16 protein-coding genes are annotated in these 16,942 nt (G+C 36.9%); 12 read left to right on the top strand and 4 right to left on the bottom strand.

Annotated elements, in window-relative coordinates; genetic code table 11:
- Window positions 1–3 precede the first annotated feature (3 nt).
- The 7 genes from ACOEN1_RS03135 to ACOEN1_RS03105 all read left to right on the top strand — a co-directional run bounded on the left by ACOEN1_RS03135 (window position 4) and on the right by ACOEN1_RS03105 (window position 7,137).
- On the top strand, window positions 4–1,512 hold the full coding sequence (locus tag ACOEN1_RS03135) for a tripartite tricarboxylate transporter permease (RefSeq protein ID WP_422484964.1): 1,509 nt from the start codon (window positions 4–6) through the stop codon (window positions 1,510–1,512).
- An 89-nt stretch (window positions 1,513–1,601) separates the two neighbouring features.
- Window positions 1,602–2,282: an RraA family protein gene (locus ACOEN1_RS03130; protein ID WP_422484963.1), complete on the top strand. Its 681-nt coding sequence runs from the start codon at window positions 1,602–1,604 to the stop codon at window positions 2,280–2,282.
- Complete coding sequence (locus ACOEN1_RS03125) at window positions 2,275–3,339, top strand: Ldh family oxidoreductase (protein WP_422484962.1); 1,065 nt, start codon at window positions 2,275–2,277, stop codon at window positions 3,337–3,339. Before ACOEN1_RS03130 ends, ACOEN1_RS03125 begins: the two co-directional genes overlap by 8 nt.
- A 13-nt stretch (window positions 3,340–3,352) precedes the next feature.
- Window positions 3,353–4,246, top strand: a complete 894-nt coding sequence (gene dapA / locus ACOEN1_RS03120; RefSeq protein WP_422484961.1) for a 4-hydroxy-tetrahydrodipicolinate synthase — start codon at window positions 3,353–3,355, stop codon at window positions 4,244–4,246.
- A gap of 61 nt (window positions 4,247–4,307) precedes the next feature.
- Window positions 4,308–5,189: a DMT family transporter gene (locus ACOEN1_RS03115; RefSeq protein ID WP_422484960.1), complete on the top strand. Its 882-nt coding sequence runs from the start codon at window positions 4,308–4,310 to the stop codon at window positions 5,187–5,189.
- Window position 5,190: 1 nt separating this feature from the next.
- Window positions 5,191–6,189 (top strand): C-terminal binding protein, encoded by a 999-nt coding sequence (locus ACOEN1_RS03110; protein ID WP_422484959.1) that lies wholly within the window; start codon window positions 5,191–5,193, stop codon window positions 6,187–6,189.
- 12 nt (window positions 6,190–6,201) lie between these two features.
- Window positions 6,202–7,137 (top strand): hydroxyacid dehydrogenase, encoded by a 936-nt coding sequence (locus tag ACOEN1_RS03105; RefSeq protein WP_422484958.1) that lies wholly within the window; start codon window positions 6,202–6,204, stop codon window positions 7,135–7,137.
- A 183-nt stretch (window positions 7,138–7,320) separates the two neighbouring features.
- Here the strand turns inward: ACOEN1_RS03105 and ACOEN1_RS03100 are convergent, their stop codons facing one another.
- On the bottom strand, window positions 7,321–8,625 hold the full coding sequence (locus ACOEN1_RS03100; protein WP_422484957.1) for an IS110 family transposase: 1,305 nt from the start codon (window positions 8,623–8,625) through the stop codon (window positions 7,321–7,323).
- 332 nt (window positions 8,626–8,957) lie between these two features.
- Here ACOEN1_RS03100 and ACOEN1_RS03095 point away from each other — a divergent pair, with 332 nt between their 5' ends.
- Window positions 8,958–9,251 (top strand): UxaA family hydrolase, encoded by a 294-nt coding sequence (locus ACOEN1_RS03095; RefSeq protein ID WP_422484956.1) that lies wholly within the window; start codon window positions 8,958–8,960, stop codon window positions 9,249–9,251.
- Window positions 9,241–10,404, top strand: coding sequence for a UxaA family hydrolase (locus ACOEN1_RS03090; RefSeq protein WP_422484955.1), 1,164 nt, complete (start codon window positions 9,241–9,243; stop codon window positions 10,402–10,404). Before ACOEN1_RS03095 ends, ACOEN1_RS03090 begins: the two co-directional genes overlap by 11 nt.
- 90 nt (window positions 10,405–10,494) lie before the next feature.
- Here the strand turns inward: ACOEN1_RS03090 and ACOEN1_RS03085 are convergent, their stop codons facing one another.
- Window positions 10,495–11,304, bottom strand: a complete 810-nt coding sequence (locus ACOEN1_RS03085; protein ID WP_422484954.1) for a helix-turn-helix domain-containing protein — start codon at window positions 11,302–11,304, stop codon at window positions 10,495–10,497.
- A gap of 128 nt (window positions 11,305–11,432) precedes the next feature.
- On the opposite strand from ACOEN1_RS03085, the gene ACOEN1_RS03080 reads away from it, so the two are divergent.
- Genes ACOEN1_RS03080 through ACOEN1_RS03070 form a run of 3 tightly spaced genes read left to right on the top strand, consistent with a single transcriptional unit; the run spans window position 11,433 to window position 14,974 of the window.
- Window positions 11,433–13,019 (top strand): FAD-binding oxidoreductase, encoded by a 1,587-nt coding sequence (locus ACOEN1_RS03080; RefSeq protein ID WP_422484953.1) that lies wholly within the window; start codon window positions 11,433–11,435, stop codon window positions 13,017–13,019.
- Complete coding sequence (locus tag ACOEN1_RS03075) at window positions 13,016–13,795, top strand: electron transfer flavoprotein subunit beta/FixA family protein (protein WP_422484952.1); 780 nt, start codon at window positions 13,016–13,018, stop codon at window positions 13,793–13,795. The genes ACOEN1_RS03080 and ACOEN1_RS03075 overlap by 4 nt, the downstream gene beginning before the upstream one ends.
- On the top strand, window positions 13,796–14,974 hold the full coding sequence (locus ACOEN1_RS03070) for an FAD-binding protein (protein ID WP_422484951.1): 1,179 nt from the start codon (window positions 13,796–13,798) through the stop codon (window positions 14,972–14,974).
- 63 nt (window positions 14,975–15,037) lie between these two features.
- Here the strand turns inward: ACOEN1_RS03070 and ald are convergent, their stop codons facing one another.
- On the bottom strand, window positions 15,038–16,153 hold the full coding sequence (ald, locus tag ACOEN1_RS03065) for an alanine dehydrogenase (RefSeq protein ID WP_422484950.1): 1,116 nt from the start codon (window positions 16,151–16,153) through the stop codon (window positions 15,038–15,040).
- A gap of 156 nt (window positions 16,154–16,309) precedes the next feature.
- Window positions 16,310–16,765, bottom strand: coding sequence for a universal stress protein (locus tag ACOEN1_RS03060; RefSeq protein WP_422484949.1), 456 nt, complete (start codon window positions 16,763–16,765; stop codon window positions 16,310–16,312).
- Between the last annotated feature and the right edge of the window lie 177 nt (window positions 16,766–16,942).

Raw genomic sequence — 16,942 nt, 5'->3', positions numbered from 1 at the left:
TAAATGATTGAAGCATTAGGACTAGTTGCAGAGGGTTTGCTTAATGCCCAGACGATTATAGCGTTGATAGCAGGAGTAGTTGGCGGAATGATAATAGGTGCTCTTCCAGGGCTTAGTGCAACAATGGGAGTTGCATTGCTTATACCTTTGACATTTGGTATGAATCCCATAGCCGGATTAACTATGCTTACAGCAATATATACAGCTGCTGTGTATGGTGGATCAATATCAGCAATACTTATACATACGCCAGGAACACCGGCCTCAGCATGTACAGCTATAGATGGTTATCAGTGTACCTTGCAAGGCAAAGGTTTAAAGGCCTTAGGAGTAGCAACTGTATCTTCTATGATAGGGGGTTTCATAAGCGCTGTGTTTCTATTGATACTGGCGCCACCACTGGCAACGATTTCATTGAGGTTTAACGCACCGGAGTATTTTCTAATAGCAATCTTTGGTTTAACAATAATAGCAAGTTTATCTGCTGATTCAATGGTTAAGGGATTATCGGCAGGTGTATTCGGACTTATGGTTGGAACTATAGGAGTCGACATAATGACAGGATTTCCTAGGTTTACATTTGGATTTACATCACTTGAAGGAGGAATTTCTCTTGTTCCAGCGATGATAGGATTATTTTCGTTATCTCAGGTAATGATTCAGGTAGAATCTATGTTTGATAAAGACGATAAAGTCATAGGAGATCTAAGAGGTCGGGTTATACCGACAATGGCAGAGTTTAAAAAATTAATACCTACAATTACTAGATCATCAATTATAGGAGTAATGGTTGGTATTCTGCCAGGCGCAGGTGGAGACATCGCAAGTTGGGTTGGTTATAATGAAGCTAAAAGATTTTCAAAAAATCCTCAGGATTATGGAAAAGGAAGTCTTGAAGGTATAGCGGCATCAGAATCAGCTAATAACGCGGTCACAGGTGGAGCGCTAATACCTCTACTTACGTTGGGAATACCGGGTAGTGCTACAACTGCTGTTCTTCTTGGAGGATTATTGATTCAAGGGCTGCAACCAGGGCATGAGTTATTCACACTACATGCCGGAATTACTTATTCGATAATCATTGGTTTTATGATTGCCAATGTACTGATGGGTATAGTCGGTCTATTGGCTGCAAAATATGTAGTCTATGTAACTAAGATACCTTCAGGAGTATTATCACCAATAATTGTAGTATTATCAGTTGTGGGTTCATTTGCAATAAACAACAATACATTTGATATTTATGTAATGGTCCTATTTGGTTTGATTGGTTACTTCATGAGAAAAACAGGTTTTGCTACAGCTCCAGTAGTCCTTGGAATGATATTGGGACCAATGGCTGAAGCAGGATTCAGAAGATCGCTGATTATGTCAAGAGGAGATATGTTTGGATACTATTTTAGCAGACCACTGTCTGTATTGTTAATTGTATTGATTTTACTTTCATTCCTATCACCTATCGTAATGAAAAAATTACAATCAAAGGGTATGACAGTTGATACTGATGAATAATTTTTTATATTATAAATTATAATTTATAATAAGAGCAAAAAGAGCTTGATAGATTTTATAGTAAATGAACTCAAAAAGGAGAGGATAGAGTGTCAAATCTTGGATTTAGGATTTTTACTGATTTTGAAAGACCTAGCAAGGAACTTGTTAACGAGTTCAGAGAACTACCAGTTGCGAATATCGATGACAACATGGGTAGGATATCCGCTGTTGACTCAGCGATCAAGCCATACAACAAAAGCAAACTGCTTGGACCAGCATTTACAGTCAAAGTACCTCAAGGGGATAATTTAATGTTTCACAAGGCCCTAGACCTTGCGAAAGAAGGGGATGTAATTGTGGTTGCAGGATTTGGATACACTGAAAGAGCCCTTTGTGGTGAGATAATGATGAATTATGCAATCATGAAAAAATTTGCCGGTTTTGTAATTGATGGAGCGATAAGGGATGTTGACACTACAAGAGGACTCGACTTCCCTGTATATGCAAGAGGAGTACAGCCTAATGGTCCATACAAAAATGGCCCAGGAGAGATTAACGTTCCAGTATCTGTAGGAGGTCAGGTAGTTTTCCCAGGGGATATAGTTATAGGTGATGAAGATGGTCTAATATTTGTTAGACCGGAAGAAGCACCAGAGCTGATAGAAAAGGTCAAAGCCTTTAACAATAACGAAAAGAACATTCTTGGAAATTTAGATAAAGGAATTCCAATGGATAGAGAATGGGTAGATAAAACCTTGAATGACAGAGGATGTGAAATAGTTGAGTAATGAAACAGTATTAATTGATAACCAAGTACTTAAACTATATTGTAAAAAACTATTCATAAATGCAGGTGTTCCTGAAGACGACGCAGAGATCGCTTCAGACAACCTTGTAGATGCCAACCTCCATGGTGTAGACTCTCACGGAGTTAGTAGAATGGGAATATATCTTAAAAGAATCCGAGAAGGTGTAGACAAGCCGGTATGTAATTTGGACATAGAGAATGAGCTTCCTGCAACAGCCTCAATTAATGCAAATGCAAGTATTGGATCACCAGTTGGTTATAGAGCAATGAAGATGGCAATTGAAAAAGCCAGAGAAACAGGTATAGCATTTGTAACTGTTAAGGGATCTAACCATATAGGTACAGCTGCGTATTACAGTCGACTTGCTATAGAAAACGATATGATAGGATTTTCAGCCACAAATGGAGCAGCGAGAATGGCCCCATGGGGAGGAAAAGAAGCCTTGTTGGGTACAAATCCTTTTGCTGTTGGAATTCCCGCAGGGAAAGAAAGACCGATAGTTGCAGATATGGCTACAAGCTTGGTGGCAAGAGGTAAAATCATCCTTGCAGCTAAGAACGACCAAGAAATTCCTTTAGGTTGGGCAATAGATAAAAATGGTAAGCCTACAACTAATGCTCAAGAAGGTCTGGATGGAACTGTACTACCTTTTGGTGGACCAAAAGGTTACGGTATAGCATTGCTTATAGATATTTTGTGTGGAATTCTGTCAGGATCGAGTTTTGGGAAACATATCAACGACATGTATGCGGATTTTGAAAATCCAACTAACATAGGAAATGTTTTCGGCGTTATAAATATTGAAAAATTCGTTCCTATAGAATATTTCAAGTCGAATATAGATCAGTTGATTCAGGAAGTCAAAAGCAGTCCAAAGGCAGATGGAATCAGTGAAATATATCTACCTGGTGAAATTGAAGCATTGAAAAAAGAAGATAGACTTGAAAATGGTATTCCAGTCACTAGAGCAGTACTAGAGGAATTAAGAGAAGAAGGAGAAAAGCTCGGAGTAGAGTACACTTTGGAAAAGATTTAGGAGGTTTGCTAAAATGGGAAAAAAGGAATTAAAAGGGATTTACACGCCAATAATAACACCATTTACCGCTGATGAAAAAATTGACTATGATGCTCTCAAGTTTAATCTGGATATATGGTCAAAATCAGATCTTGATGGAATAGTGGTTCTAGGATCAAATGGTGAATTTGTATTTTTGACAATGGAAGAAAAGCTGGAAGTAGCAAAATTTGTAATTGAAAACTTCTCAAAAGACAAGAATGTAATAATGGGAACAAGTTGTGAGTCAACTCTTGAGACTATTGAAATGAGCAAGAAAGCTGCCGCATTAGGAGCGGATGCAGTACTTCTTTTACCTCCTCATTATTATAAGGGCGGCATGAATGAAGAAATACTATATAAATACTTTACGGATGTTGCAGATGAGTCTCCAGCACCTGTAATGATTTACAATATGCCTGGAAATACAGGAATTAATCTTTCTTCAGCTTTGATAGCTAAGCTTTCCAAGCATGAAAATATTGTAGGTATTAAAGATACATCAGGAAATATTGTTCAAATTGCAGAAATTGTAAGAGATACAGACGAGGACTTTGCAGTATTTGCAGGTAATGCAGGATACCTACTGCCAGCATTGGCTGTAGGAGCTAGAGGAGCAACTCTTGCATTGGCAAATATTCTTCCAGAAGACTGCTGCAAATTGGTATCTCTTGTAAAAGAAAACAAAATGGATGAAGCATTCAAACTTCAACAAAAATTAATTGAGATAAATAGTAATGTAACTACAAAATTTGGGGTTTCAGGTCTTAAGTATGCTCTTACCCAATTAGGATATAAAGGCGGTTACCCAAGAAGACCATTAGTTGAACTATCAGATGAGAAAAAAGCAGCATTGGATAAGGTTTTAGCAGATTATAAAAGTAATTAACTAAAATATACAGGGAGTAATACTCCCTGTATATTGTCATACTAGCTAAAGGAGGGAAAGCTTGGGTATTGTACTTGTAATATTATCAGCAATATCTTTTTCCTTAAGTGCGGTATTTGGGAAAATAGTAACTTCAAATTGGGATGTAGCAGGATCTATAGTATCAATAGGCAGGTTTTCCCTTACAGGCATAATAATGCTGATATTTATGATTATGGCAAAAAAGAGTTTTAAAGCAAAAAATTTCAAACCAATTTTTATGAGAGGAATATTTTCAGCATTAGCGATAATATCGTATTTCGTAAGTTTTGAATATACTACTATTACCAAAGCCAATATGCTTCACATGTTATATCCAGGCTTCATAATACTTTTGACACCTATGGTGCTAAAAGAAAAGGTTGATAGAAGTAAATATATCTATATGGCATTAATGCTATTTGCTGCTTACATAATTGTTAATCCTACATTTGACTCAATTAATTTGGGAGACAGTTTAGCCTTTTTCTCAGCGATTGCATCGTCTTTTAGTGTAATGGCGCTTACTTTAGCCCGGAAAAAAGATGATACATACCTAGTAATCTTTTATGTTATGCTGATAGGCTTTTTCATTAACTTACCATTTGTCTACAATGATTTATCCTCAGTACCAATGGATGCTATACCTTTGATTCTTTTAGCATCTATATTTGGAACATTAGGTCAAATTACCATGACTTTAGGTTACAAAATGGTTGATTCTTCAACAGGCGCACTTATCTCTTCAAATCGTATAGTAATTACTACAATCATCGGAGTGGTATTTTTATCTGAACCCATGAATTTTAGGATAATTACCGCTATTACAATAACTACACTTTGTCTAATAGGCATAAGTGGATATTTTCAAAAGAGATTCGGTTTAAGGAAACGCGAATTAAAAACTGATGTAATGGGGGAATAACATGAGAGCGATAGTTTTGGACTATAATTATTTAGGAGATAAAGAAATCTTTTCACCAGAGATTAAAGTGTGTAAAGAACATGATATTGAACTGACTTTGGAAAGGTGTACTACAGAAGATGAAATAATTAATGCAGCAAGTACATCAGAGTTGATATTGTGCTGTGGAAATCCTCCAATTACACAAAATGTCATATCAAATTTGCCTAAAGCAACTGCTTATATAAGATATGGTATCGGAGTAAACTCCGTAGATATAGAAGCAGCAACAAAATTCAACAAGTTGGTTTATAACATGCCGGGCTTTTGCATAGAAGAATTGGCAATGCATTCTTCTGCTATGATATTAAACATACTTAGAAATATAAATTATTATGACCATAGGATTCGTGATGGAGAGTGGCCAAAAGCAAAAGGACCTAAACCCAGGAGATTATCAAATATGACCGTTGGACTTTTTGGTTTTGGAGGTTCAGCAATTGAGTTGGCTAGAATTTTTAAAAAAGGTTTTGGCTCCAATGTGATTGCGTACGACCCATTTTTGAAAGATGAAATATTTGAAAAACATGAGGTAAAAAAAGCAACATTTGAAGAGTTGATTGAAACAGCTGACATAATTTCAATACACGCACCATTGAATGATGAGACAAGGCATATATTCAACAAGAATACATTTAAGAAAATGAAACAAAAGTCTATCCTGATCAATATTGCCAGAGGCGGTATTATAAACCAGAAAGAATTGGTGGAAGCGCTTGAGACAGGAGAAATTGGATTCGCTGGATTAGATGTATTTGAACTGGAGCCAATATTAAGCAATGATAGAATTCTTAAATTGGACAATATCATTATGACACCTCACTCAGGTTTTTATGGCGTTGAATCTCTTGAGATACAGCATCACAAAGCAGCATCTTTAATCAAAAAAACATTAGTTGATAAAGAAATAGTATTTAATAATTTAGTAAATAAAACAGCTGCGAAAAATTTTAAGTTATAGGAGGGTGAGCAAATGAAAATATTTATTTTGGACCCGATACATAGCATTCCATTGGCGGATGCAAACCAGATTGGCGAAGTCATCAAATGGGATGATGAAGAAATTGACAATATCTCAGAAGCTGAAGCAATTATTGTAAGAACATCAATAATCGATAGGGAAAGAATCAATAGAATGCCACAACTAAAAATTATTGCAAAGCATGGTATTGGAACAGATAATATTGACCTGGAACATGCAAAGGAAAAAGGAATTATTGTAACTAACACACCAACGGCAAACATGGAATCTGTAGCAGAATTAGTAGTAGCACTAACCCTTGCAAGTGCTAGAAAAATAGCCTATAGCCATGATCTTACAAGAGAAGGACTGGATAAGCCAGCTCCTAAAGAACTCACAGGGCTTGAACTGGGCGGCAAGAATGTTGGCCTAATTGGAACTGGAAGGATCGGACAAAAGGTTGGATCGATTTTTAGTGCAGGATTCAATATGAAAGTCTACGGATATGATCCATTTTTAACAGAGGAAAAGGCCAAAGAACTTGGTATAGTTAAGGTGGATACTGTAAAGGAATTATTGAAAGAAGCTGATGTTGTAAGCATTTCGGTACCCTTGACAAAGGATACTACCAATCTAATTTCTATGGATGAACTAAAGCAAATGAAAGAAAACGCTATATTAATAAATACATCAAGGGGAAAAATAGTTAACGAAGCTGACCTATACATTGCTCTAAAGGAAGGTATAATAAGAGCTGCAGCACTTGATGTATTTGAAATTGAGCCACCAAAAAAAGACAATCCTCTTCTTTCTCTTTCAAATTTCATAGCGACACCTCATATTGGAGCAGCAACAGAAGAAGCTCTTATAAGAATGGGACAGACAGCAGTAGAAGAAATAAAACTACTTATGAATGAACAGACCCCTAAATTTATTGTTAATAGATGATTTCCCCCCCTTTTTTTTACAGTAAGCCGATTAAGTCGATTCAATGTCTTAAGAGGTTTACTGTAAAAAAGAATAATAAGTAGACCAGCTAGAAATAGTCAAGTAAGTTTTTAATACTTGGTGTTCATAAAAAAGAGCATAGCAAAGAAAGGGTCTCAAAACCACAATTAGAGTGTATAAACTTTAAGCTACTTTGCTAATTTTTTTATCAATAGTCATAAACATTTGTTGATGAATTCTTGGATCACGTACTTCATAAGGCTTCTGATTTTTCAGAACCGAGAAGATATATCTAAGAAGTTTGTTCATAATAGCTACAAGACGCACCTTCTTTTTCTTTCCTTTAAGTTTGGTGTGATAAACATCATATAGAACCGGATTGATTGGTATGCCAGCTTTAGTTTTACGAATCGAAGAAAGAGCAATTGCGTACAAAGCGCGCCTACCAACAGCTGTTCCACGTTTTGACATTTTGTTAGAATCACCTTTAAAATTACCTGATTCGTTAACTGCTGGATCGACACCAAAGAATGCAACGAGTTGACTGGCTTTAGTAAAGTTGTTGATATCATTCATTTCTACTAAAAGAGTAATAGCACTAATAAGTCCCGTACCTTTAAAGCTACAAAGCAAGGAAATATTGTAATTAAACTCGTCTGCAAAAGAAGCAGAATTTATGAAGTCTTGAATTTCATCAATAATATCAAGACGTTGTTTTTCATAAAAGTTATAGGTATCCACAAAACGATGGACTTTTGAAGTAAACGTCAACGGATTAATTCCAAGTACCGATGCACTAGAAGCGATGTCAAGCAACTTCTGTAGCTTAGTATTAGCCCATTTTAAGCCTCTACGTGATGAAGAGGTTAAGAAGTCTAAAACTTCATCAGAAGATGCATTTAAAAGGTCATCAGGTGTAGGGTACTTAGTGATGAAAGCAAGAGGTGTTTTTCCAGTGATATCAGTAAAAGCATTTTGCATGCCAGGATAGTAAACATACAAAGCATTGGTAAAAGCCTTCTTAGAATTGGCTCTTAAATCAACGATTTTGTAATAATCACGTACTAAAAGTTTCAGATGCAACATGTCTTTGGAAGTGAAAAAGGAAGTTTTGACATCATTGAATTTACACAGTCTAGCAATAGAAAAAGAATCTAATTTATCATTTTTAACTTTTCTTATGTTGAAATTTTTGTTAGAATTAGTTATCAAAGGATTGATTACATGAATGTCAATCTGGCGATCACTAAGGAAATGAAGAAGAGTTAAATGGTAAATACCCGTGGATTCGCAAAATACTTTGGGCTTGCTGTTGAACTCTTCTTCTGTGTTTTTGATTAATTGAAGAAAAGATTCGAAGCCATCAAGAGTGTGAGTAAAACGGAAGTTTTTCTTAAAGATATCACCGCTAGGATTGAGAATAGTAGCGACTGAAAAGTCCGCAACAACATCAATGCCAATAACAGGTAAATCATAAAATTGAGACATAAAAACACATCCTTTCAAAGATTATAAGAGTAATCAAATGAGTCAGTTAACCTTGTTGTTGACACGGATAGTTCTCGTTGGTGACCAAAGAGAAATCCAACCAGCTAAATCAACGAGTCTCATAGAATGCATGCTATGTTACGAATATAAACTCAAAGAGTCATTCAAGGAGGCCACGCATATACTCTTAATGAAACTATAGTATAAAGATTCCCATATGAAAAGTGGTTGAATTCATCTTTGACCACTAACAATAAACAATAAGGTTAGGGGGAATATTCGTATAAGTTATTTGATTATTTCTATAACTGTATTATACAAAGGAGGCTAAAATGTTTAGGAGAATTTTGATATTAAAACCCAAAGATTCAGTCGCAGTATTATTGGAAGAAGGAAATACAGGTGATTCTATAACCCTAGAAAATTCGGACATAGAATTACTCGAACCAATAAGCTTTGCACATAAAGTATCTATCGTTGATTTGAAAAAAAATGACCCAGTTTATAAATACGGTGTTCAAATTGGCTATGCACTAGAAGATATACCTAAAGGATCCTGGATACATGGCCATAACATGGGCTGTGATAGAGGAAAGGTCAGGAGGGAAGATAATAATGAAGTTTAAAGGATATAGAAGACCAGATGGCAGTGTAGGTGTCAGAAACCATATATTAATAATCCCTTCAGTATTTTGTGCAAACAAAACAGTTGAATCTATTGCCAGACAAGTTAAAGGAGCTATTCCAATCACTCACCCAGTAGGATGCGGTCAGATAGGATATGATTTCGAGCTCACAGCAAGAACTCTTATAGCAATGGGTAATCACCCTAATGTTGCTGCAGTATTAGTCGTTGGGCTGGGATGCGAGAGGTTTAAACCTACAGAGCTGTATGAGGGAATTAAGAAATCAGGAAAGCCCGTGGAAATGATTGTTATACAAGATGAAGGAGGCACATCTTCAACAATTGACAAGGGAGTTAAAATAGCTTTGGGCTTTGCAAAGAAAGAATTGGCTAAGACACCGGAAGATTGCGATTTCTCCGAACTAACTGTTGCAGTGAAATGTGGAGGCACAGATGCTACAAGTGGTCTGGCTGCAAATCCGGCTGTTGGTGAAATGGCAGACCTGATAGTTTCAAACGGAGGAAGCGTTATACTTTCTGAATTGAATGAGTTGCTGGGGACAGAAGATATGCTTGCATCAAGAGCAGTGAATAAAGAAGTCGCCGATAAGGTTTACAGTGCAGTTTATGGAATTGAAGAAAAAATGAGAAAAAAAATAGACACTCAATATGAGGGAAGAAATGAGCTTATATCACCAGGTAATTATGACGGAGGAGTAAGTAATATTGTCGAAAAAGCCTTAGGTGGAGTCTATAAGGGAGGCACAAGTCCTGTTGTTGATGTTATTGAGTATTCTATCCCCCCTGAAAAAGGCAAGAAGGGACTTTTCTTAATGAACTATGAAAGTCACGATGGGGAAGTTGTAACAGGTATGGTAGGTAGTGGTGCTCAAATAGTAGTGTTTACATCAGGGCGAGGTAATCCCACAGGATTTCCATTTGTGCCTGTAATAAAGGTAACAGGAAATGATGTCATGTATCAAAAGATGATCCAGAATTTTGATTTTGATGCAAGTGGGATAATTAAAGGAGAAAATTCATTAGAAGAGACAGGGAAAAACCTATTCCAGCTTCTTAACAATGTTGCCAATGGAGAGTTGACAACAGCTGAATTACTTGAAGCTGACGAATTATTCTGTATCGCAAGAGCTTAGTTGTTCTATTGAAAGAAAAGATTGTATACTCCGGAAATAAAGAGTATGCAATCTTTTTTAGTATTGGCAATTTGATTTGGTATTACCGAATTATCTTGATCTATACTTTCTAGCATAGTTACCTGGTGGAATACCATTCAGTTTTCCAAAAGTTCTAATAAAATGAGAATAATTCATAAATCCTGACATTTCTCCGGCTTCTTGCACAGAAAAACCATCTCGCAGGAATTTTTTAGATAATAGGATTCTTCTTTGAATTATATAATCGTTAATGGTAAATCCCGTTGTATTCTTAAACGTTCTTAAAAGATGATGTTTGCTGAAGAAGAAAACATCAGAAAGTCTATCCAAACTCAAATCCTCAGTTAAGTTTTCTTGAATATAATCCAAAATGGGAGCGATTTTATTAAAATCAGTAGAATTCTTATATTCCACTTGCTTTGTACCTACAATTATCCTTGCAATGTGAACAATAATCTTCATAAATATGCTGGATGATATAATATCTGAGGCAAATTCATCTTTAGAGATAGTGTTGTGGCTATCCAGCAGCTGCAATATGTAAGCATAATCCTCCTGTTCCAGCCGGATACAGTAGTTTGATAAAGAGAAGATTGTCGCCAAGTCACTGTCCTTTGTAGAAATCTTTTGAAGAGTGACAAGCGGGAAATGAAGCACATATCTTCTGTATTTCGTATCTACAGGTACAATAGTCCGGTGCAGGGCAGTATCTTTGATGGATAATAAAGTACCCTTGTTCAATGGATAAACCTTATCCTCTAAAAAAACTTTTCCTGAATCCGAAATACAAAATAATATCTCAATTCCATCGTGATAATGATGCTTTTCCATAATCCATTTATCATCTTCGTTGAGTTGGATGTTAAATTCAATGTCCATATTACACCCCTTTTAGTTAGCAATATATGCAAGTTAAACACCTATATATGCAAAGAATTTGCATATATAGTCAATTATACTAGTATTAAGGAATAATTTCAATGAATTCAACCTAAAGGAGACTTGATATGGGCGATAATCTTTTTAGAAAAGTGCATGATGGATATGAAGAATACTTAAGAGATGAGTCAAGAGTTACCGGGAATGCAGATACGATATCATTTCCGACATGCGATGCTGAAATATTTAAGGTTATTAAATACAATTACGATAGAGGCATACCAACCACAATACAAGGGGCCAGAACAGGCCTTGCAGCAGGAAGCATTCCAAATGGAGGGCATATAATAAACTTAATGAAGATGGATAATATTCTATCTATAAGGATGGATGATGAAAGCAACTTTTATTTAACTGTTCAACCCGGAATAACTCTTACTCAGTTAAGGGAAAAAATCAGAACGAAAAAGATTGATACCTCTAAATTTGATGATAAATCAATGGAGGCTTACAGAGCTTTTTTGTCATCGAGAGAGATGTTTTTTACACCGGATCCTACAGAAGCCTCCGCTACATTAGGAGGTATGGTTGCTTGTAATGCATCAGGAGCAAGGAGCTATTTATACGGATCTACAAGAGATCATATTTCAGCTTTGAAAGTAACACTTAGTGATGGCGAAACAATTAACATTGAGAGAGGAAGAAATATTGCAAAAGGAAGAAAGCTTTCTTTGATTACTGACAATGGAAAAGAGATAGTCATTGAGTTGCCGAAGTATAATATGCCTCACACAAAAAATACATCAGGCTACTACATAAAAGACAATATGGATGCAATAGATCTATTTATCGGATCAGACGGTACACTCGGAATTATTAGTGAAATCGAAATCAAATTGAGAAAGTTACCCAAAATTATTTGGGGGGGTATGTGTTTTATTAAGAATACTGAGAGTTTGGTTGAAATGGTTGATTCTGTAAGATCAAAGTACGATAATATAGCTTCGATTGAATATTTTGACGGAAATGCGTTGGAAATATTAAGAAATCAGAAATCTAACAACAAAGCATTCAAAAATTTACCAGAAATTATAGCAGGGAGTACTGGAGCAATATATCTTGAGTTGCATACAGAAACTGAGACTGCTGCAGTAGAAAAACTAAGAAATATCGGAATGCTGTTGGAGAAACTGGGAGAAAGTTCTTCTAATACATGGGTAGCCAGAAATAATTTTGATAAAGACAAGCTATATTTTTTCAGACATGCTGTTCCAGAAAGCGTAAATATGCTTATTGATCAGCGAAGGAAAAAGTACAGGAATATAACAAAGCTTGGAACAGACATGGCTGTACCCGACAAGCATCTTGGAAAGGCCATTGAAACATATAATCGCATGCTTAAGATAGAAGGTCTGGAATCTGCAACTTGGGGTCACATTGGAGATAATCACCTACATGTAAATATTCTGCCAAATAACCAGGATGAATTCGATAAAGGTAAGGCGATACACAGAGTTTGGGCAGAAAACATAGTTAAGATGGAAGGAGCAGTATCTGCAGAGCATGGGGTAGGAAAAACAAAGACTGACATGCTCCGGATAATGTATGGAGATAGATTTATATCAGAAATGAGGAAACTAAAGCTTCAGATTGACAACAAAGGAATTTTAAATCGAGGCAATATGTTTTCAATTGAAGAAGGTGAATTGATATGAGAATTGCAGTTTGTATAAAACAGGTACCAACATCTAATGAAGTATTGATGGATCCTGAGACAAAAACAATAATACGAGATGGAAAGAACTCAGTTATAAATCCATATGACTCATTTGCAGTTGAGGAAGCAATTTCAATCAAGGAAAAAACAAATGCAGAAGTAGTAGCCATAACAATGGGCATTCCTGAAGCAGAATCAATTTTAAGAGACTCCATTGCCAGGGGGGTGGATAGGGGAATGTTACTTTCTGATAGAAATTTTGCCGGTGCAGATACATTGGCAACATCATATACATTATCTCTGGGAATTTATAAACTCGGTGAATTTGATATTATCCTTTGTGGAAAACTGGCAATAGATGGAGATACCTCACAAATAGGTCCTGAACTGGCAGAACATTTAGGAGTACCCCACGTAACAGATGTCGAAGGATTTATAGAAGTAGATGAAAAGATGGTATTATGTAAGAAGAATGACGGGAATAGTACAAAAATACTTGAAGTTAAATTACCTGCCCTTTTTACCATAAACAAGGACATTAACAATCCCAGAATGCCAAGCATAGCAGGAGTTTTAAGGAGCTTGGAAAGTAGTATCGAGATGCACGATTCTAATTCTCTGAATGCAGACGAAAGAAAAATCGGATTGAATGGTTCCCCGACTCAGGTGGTCAGAACGTTTATGCCTGAATCAGAGAAAGTAGTGCATACAATTTCTGGAGGTACTAAAACTCAGTCCCTACAAATACTCTCGACAATAAAGGAGGTAATATAGATGGGGAAGCTCCATATTGATAGAGACACCTGTATAGGCTGTGGACAATGTATCAGTAGTTGCGGGAGCGAGGCCTTGATAATTGTAGATGGAAAGGTAATCGTAAATAGCAACTGTATATTATGTGGAATATGTGTAGACGCATGTCCGGTTGAGGCCATCAAAATCTCAAAGGACATTGAGGCTGTTAATGATTTGACTCAATTTGAAGACATATGGATATATGGGGAAATTGAAGGGGAAGAACTTGCGCCTGTTGTATTTGAATTGCTTTCAAAAGCAGAAGAATTAGCAAAAGAGAAAAGATGTAAAACCAAAGTTTTGATAATCGGAAAGGAACCCACAAATCTGAGTCAATTGGAGGATTCAGGAGCAGATGAAGTACTGATATACAAGATATCCGGTTACGAGAAAAGCGAAGAAACAGATATTGAAATATTCAACGAAGTAATAATTGAATATAAGCCAGATATATTACTGTTCGGAGCAACCAGCTATGGAAGGTCAATTGCACCCAGAGTTGCTGCAAGAATGAAAACAGGGCTTACTGCAGATTGTACACACCTGTGCGTAGATGACAGTGGGATTCTGCAGCAGACAAGGCCGGCCTTTGGCGGGAATCTTATGGCAACAATCGTATGTCCAAACACAAGACCTCAAATGGCAACTGTCAGACCTGGAGTATTTAAGCCGGGTATTAAGAATTCAGAAATAAATACAAAAGTAAGTATAATAAACTTTGAGAGTGCCATTAGCAAGTCAATTAAAATATTAAAAGAAACAGCAAAAGGAGACAATAGTACAATAGCAGAAGCAGAAATAATCCTATCAGTTGGAAGGGGTATCGGCAGTCAAAAAAATCTGGAAATGGCAGAGAAACTTGCTGAATTATTAGGAGCGAAACTTGGAGTGTCAAGAGCATTGGTAGATATTGGGTGGAAGGACAATTCATGCCAGATTGGACAGACAGGATTCAACGTTTCACCAAAACTACTGATAAGCATTGGCATTTCAGGAGCCATCCAGCATCTTGCAGGAATAACAAATGCAGAGAAAATAATAGCGATTAATACAGATGTTGATGCTCCAATTTTTAAAGTTGCCGATTACAAAGTTGTAGCAGATGGGATAGAAATTATCAAAGAGATGATTAATGAAATAGAGAATGTAAAGTTTTAGTTATATTACAAAAGCGGCAGCCCGATATCATATGATATTGGGCTGCTGATATTTTCAAAGCCTTTAGATCAATATTTCAAGTCGTGCATATGGTAGGTCAAGAGATCTTGCCAGACTTTCATAGGTGCATTTTCCATCAATCACATTGACACCTTTCCTAAGGCTATTGTCAAAATCAAGGGCTTTTCTAAAGCCCATACCAGCCAGCTTGATGATATAGGGTAGGGTAGTGTTCGTAAGAGCAAATGTCGATGTCCTCGCGTATGCTCCAGGCATATTGGCCACACTGTAATGGATGACACCATGCTTTACATACACCGGGTCATCGTGAGTTGTGGCATGGGTTACTGTTTCAACACAGCCACCCTGGTCAATTGCAACATCAACTATAACAGAACCATCTCTCATGCTTTCGACCATATATTCCTTTACAATCTTTGGAGCCGCTGCTCCAGGGATAAGGATGCCACCTATCAATAGATCAGCCTCCTTCACAGCTTCAGCAAGACTGAATTCGTTAAGAATCAGGGTTTTGATTCTGGATCCGTAGATATCCTCAAGGTACTTCAGTTTACCAGGGCTCTTGTTAAGAACCATAACATCAGCGCCCAATCCCACAGCCATTTTAGTTGCATTCATGCCAACAGTACCAGCACCGAGAATAACAACCTTGGCCGGCTTGACTCCAGGAACTCCTGAAAGAAGTATTCCACTGCCACCTTTGGCCTTGGATAAGAACTCTGCTCCAACCATTACAGACATTCTCCCTGCAACCTCACTCATAGGGGTTAACAATGGTAGTGAGCCATCTTCAAGCTGGACAGTCTCGTATGCGATACATGTGATCTTTTTGTCCATCAGAGACTTTGTAAGTTCAGGAGCTGCTGCAAGATGGAGATAGGTAAAGAGCAATTGACCTTCCTTGAGAAGTTCAACTTCGTCAGGTTGTGGCTCTTTTACCTTAACTATCATATCAGAAGATTTAAAAACTTCTCCTGGAGTATCGATAATCTCTGCTCCAACAGAAGTGAATTCCTCGTTACTGAAGCCACTGCCTTTTCCGGCATCCTTTTGCACAAGTACTCTATGACCCTTCTTAACCAGTGTATGCGCTCCAGCAGGTGTCATGGAAACCCTGTTCTCATTGTTTTTTATTTCCTTTGGCACTCCGATAATCATAAACTATCCCTCCATTATTCTATTTGGTTTAAAGCTATAATACGCTAAAATGGGCCTGAAGTAAATTCTAATTTCGACTATCATCTATTCGTTCATGGAATAGTGAGCAAAAGAGAAGGGACCTACCTGTAAAAACTCGGTAAGATCCCTTTTTCACTAGGATTCGATATCTTCATTAACTACAAGTACAGGACAAGGTGCTTCTGAAACCACCCTATGGGAAACAGATCCCAGGAAAAACCTCTGTACTTTTGTATAGCCCCTACGTCCCATAACTATCAAGTCTGCTTCAATATACTTTGCATGGCTAATAATCTCCTCATATGGTTCTCCAACCAAAATGTCCTTGGTGCAGTTCACATCAGTACAATTTAGGCCTTCTACAAATTCATCAAGCATCTTTCCTTGTTTGTCCGTAAGTCCCTCTACAATTTTTCTCAAATCACCTGCATATCCAATTCCGCCTCCGACTGCAGTTCCAATCAACTCAGGTCTTCTAACAACTGAAAAAAATGTGATTTCACTGCCATAAGTCTTGGCTATGTCGATAGCCATCAGGGCAGCCTTCATGGAGGCAGGTGAACCATCAACTGGTACTAGTATTCTATTCATGGTTCTCCTCCAATCCTTAAAAACTTTTTCTTGTCCTATTTTTTATATACCCGTGGAGAGAAACAATATGCAATGTCAAAATGTTGACAATCACATAAGAGAATGTAAAAGGACCAAACAAATGGTTAAATATAAACATATGTCCAATTTAAATATGGACTACTGCTCTTGTGATAT

This window comes from Gudongella sp. DL1XJH-153, from assembly GCF_049310905.1.
Classification (GTDB): domain Bacteria; phylum Bacillota; class Clostridia; order Tissierellales; family Tissierellaceae; genus Gudongella.
Note: the sequence above shows the minus strand (reverse complement) of the source record. Positions and strands in the feature narration are given on the sequence as shown.